At 59.6% G+C, this 3200-nt stretch carries 3 protein-coding genes; 1 reads left to right on the top strand and 2 read right to left on the bottom strand.

Features of this window, described 5'->3' with window-relative positions; all coding sequences use genetic code 11:
- Positions 1-42 precede the first annotated feature (42 nt).
- On the bottom strand, positions 43-900 hold the full coding sequence (locus VGK48_05815) for a class I SAM-dependent methyltransferase (GenBank protein ID HEY2380683.1): 858 nt from the start codon (positions 898-900) through the stop codon (positions 43-45).
- 63 nt (positions 901-963) lie between these two features.
- Here VGK48_05815 and fbp point away from each other — a divergent pair, with 63 nt between their 5' ends.
- Positions 964-1974 (top strand): class 1 fructose-bisphosphatase, encoded by a 1011-nt coding sequence (gene fbp, locus VGK48_05810; GenBank protein ID HEY2380682.1) that lies wholly within the window; start codon positions 964-966, stop codon positions 1972-1974.
- Between the two features lie 10 nt (positions 1975-1984).
- Here fbp and VGK48_05805 read toward each other — a convergent pair.
- A partial coding sequence (locus VGK48_05805; GenBank protein ID HEY2380681.1) for a GspE/PulE family protein occupies positions 1985-3200 on the bottom strand: 1216 nt, incomplete at its 5' end.

The raw sequence follows: 3200 nt of genomic DNA, 5'->3' as shown, positions 1-3200 counted from the left end.
CGCCCCATCTGCGTCATCCGCGTCATCTGCGGCTAAAACCTCTCATGTCCTTGCCACCAGCAGTTCCTCTGTATTGTTGGGAGGGCGGAGGCCATCGGTCCTGCCGGCGAAGTAACGCTCGGCGAGAGTTGCCGCCGATACGTGCTGGGGATCTCGAAAGCCGGATTGGCGGCCCAGAGCCAGTATCTCTGCCGGCGTGAAGAAGCTGATGAAGGGAGTGCCGCTTGCTCGCGAGCCCTCGACGGCTCGCTCGAGGCCGGGACGCACCTCGGGATCCGCGAGTTCGATCGGCACCAGGAAAGACATGACGAGAGTCGAGCCGGGCGCGAGCGCGGCGACCTGACGCAGCGTCGCCGCGATGGCGTCCCTGGTCAGATACATACTGACGCCGGTGGAAGCCACGACCGCCGGCCGATGGGCATCGAAGCCCGACTCTGCCAGCCGTTCCCACCACGCTTCGCCCGCCTCGAAGTCTACCGGCACAAATCGCAGGAACGGCGGGATGCCGAAGCCAAGGTCGATCAGGCGCCGGCGCTTCCAGATCTGGGGACCGGAGCGGTCGATCTCGAACACGAGCAGACGGGAGGCCAGTTCCGGACGGCGTTGGGCGAAGGTGTCCAGTCCGGCTCCGAGGATGACGTACTGGCCGACGCCGCGGTCAATCTGTTCAGCGACCAGATCTTCGATGAAGCGGGCGCGGGCCAGAACCGAGGCGCGAAAGGGCCGCGTGAAGGGACCCATGTCCGGACGATTGCGCCACCCCTCTTCCGGAGCTGCCAGCTTCAGTCCGACTTCGTCTTCGAACACGTGCGGCGGCGGATCGGCCTGGACGTGCAGGGCCCGCCATAAGGCCACCCGCACCGCCGTGCTGTCCGGGGCCGGTGTACGTTCATCATGCATACAAAAGACTTTGCTCCTTTCTGGCGCTGATAGTAAGGTTAGAATCCACGCAAAAGGGGCGGCATGCAAAGCAAAATAAAGACAGTTCAGCAGCATATTCTTGACGAAGAGCGGTTGCATCCGGGCGCCACGGGGGATTTCACGGCGCTCCTGACGAGTCTCACCTTGTCCGCGAAAATCATTTCGCGCGAAGTCAACCAGGCGGGTCTTGTAAAGATTCTCGGCGAGACCGGCGAAATCAATGTTCACGGCGAGTCGGTTCAGAAACTGGACGAATTCGCGCAGCAAACCATCTGCCGGGCGATGGGCCACAACGGCCATCTTTGCGTCATGGCATCGGAAGAATCGGTCGACACCATCCCGATTCCCAGTGGAAGCAAGAAAGGAAAGTACGTTCTGATGTTCGATCCGCTGGATGGGTCATCGAATATCGACGTGAACGCCAGCATCGGCACCATCTTTTCCATCCACCGCCGCGTCACAAATCATTCGCCCGACGGCCGGCTGGAAGATTGCCTGCAAAAGGGCTCGGAACAGATTGCCGCCGGTTATTTCATCTACGGCTCCAGCACGATGATGGTTTACACCACGGGCCACGGCGTCTTCGGCTTCACGCTGGATCCCAGCCTCGGCGAATTCCTTCTCTCGCACGAAAATATCCGCACGCCCACCCGCGGCAAGATGTACAGCATCAACGAAGGCAACGCGCATTCATGGGACGCGGGAACGCGGAACTACGTCGAGTATGTCAAAGAGGACCGCAAGGAAAACGGCCATCCATATACCCTCCGATACATCGGATCGCTGGTCGCCGATTTCCACAGGAATCTGCTGAAGGGCGGGATCTTCTTATACCCCGGCCCGAAAGGAAAGCTGCGGCTGCTCTACGAAGCCGCTCCTCTGGCGATGGTTGTCGAACAGGCCGGCGGGGCCGCCACTACAGGCGGAGAGCGCATTCTGGATATCGAGCCTTCTTCACTCCATCAAAAGGTGCCGCTGATCATCGGCAGCCGTGAAGACGTGCGGGACTACGTTCAGTTTTACAAACAAGCGGCGGTGCTGGCCGCAGATTGATTCCCGATAGTTAGTTACCGACGACGAGGTTCTGCAGAACCTCGTCCACCGACGTCAGTCCCTCCGACATAAGCACCATGGCGTAATCCTTGAGCGTCAACATGCCGTTTTCAATCGCCAGCGTGCGGATTTCGTCGCTCCTTGCGCCTCTGGCAACAGTGCGCTTCAGATCTTCGTTCATCACCAGAAGCTCGTAAATACCGATCCGGCCCTTCTTGCCTGTGTGGTTGCACTTGTCGCAACCCTCGCCTTTGAAGAATGGAGGCGAGCTACCACGGGTATAGCCAAAATAGCCGAGCGTGGTGTCGTCCACTTCGGTCTGCACTTTGCAGTTCTGGCAAAGCCGCCGTGCAAGGCGCTGCGCGATGATGCCGATGGTGGAGTTCGCCATCAGGAAGGGCTCGATGCCCATCTCTTCCAGACGTGTGAAGGACCCGGGCGCATCGTTCGTGTGAAGCGTGGTGAAGACCAGGTGGCCTGTCAACGCGGCTTCCACCGAGATCTTCGCGGTTTCCTGGTCGCGCGTTTCACCGACCAGGATGACATCGGGGTCCTGACGCAGAAATGCGCGGAGGATGCGCGCGAAGTCCAGTCCGATGTCCTTATGGGTCTGGACCTGGCACAACCCGGCGAGATCGTATTCGATCGGGTCCTCAGCAGTCGAAATGTTGATTTCGTGCGAATTGATTTCGTTCAGCGAGCTGTACAGCGTGGTCGTCTTACCGGAACCGGTCGGACCGGTGACGTAGATGATGCCGTAAGGCTGATTGATCATCCAGCGCAGCTTTTCCACCGTCGGCCCGTGGATAATGATCTTGTCGAGCGGCAACAGCGATCCGCTCTTGTCCAGGATGCGCATGACGATCTTTTCGCCGAACTTCGCCGGCACGGTGGAAACACGGAAGTCGATGCCGCGGTCTTCGATCTTGATCGAGATGCGGCCATCCTGCGGCATCCGGCGTTCGGAAATGTCCAGCCTCGACAGGATCTTGAAGCGCGACGCCAGCGGCAGCTGAATTTTCTTCGAAAGAACGTTCTCGACGTAAAGCACGCCGTCAATGCGCAGCCGCAGGACGACACCTTTCTCCTGCGGTTCGATGTGAATATCACTGGCGCCCTTCTTGATGGCCAGCGCCAGGATATTGTTTGCGAGCCGCACGACCGGCGCATCTTCAGAGGCGGTCGCCAGGTCCGTGGTGACCGTCTTATCTTCTTCATCCGTCTGA

Source organism: Terriglobia bacterium, from assembly GCA_036496425.1.
Classification (GTDB): domain Bacteria; phylum Acidobacteriota; class Terriglobia; order 20CM-2-55-15; family 20CM-2-55-15; genus 20CM-2-55-15.
The sequence above is the reverse complement of the archived record's forward strand: the minus strand, read 5'-3'. Positions and strand labels throughout refer to the sequence as shown.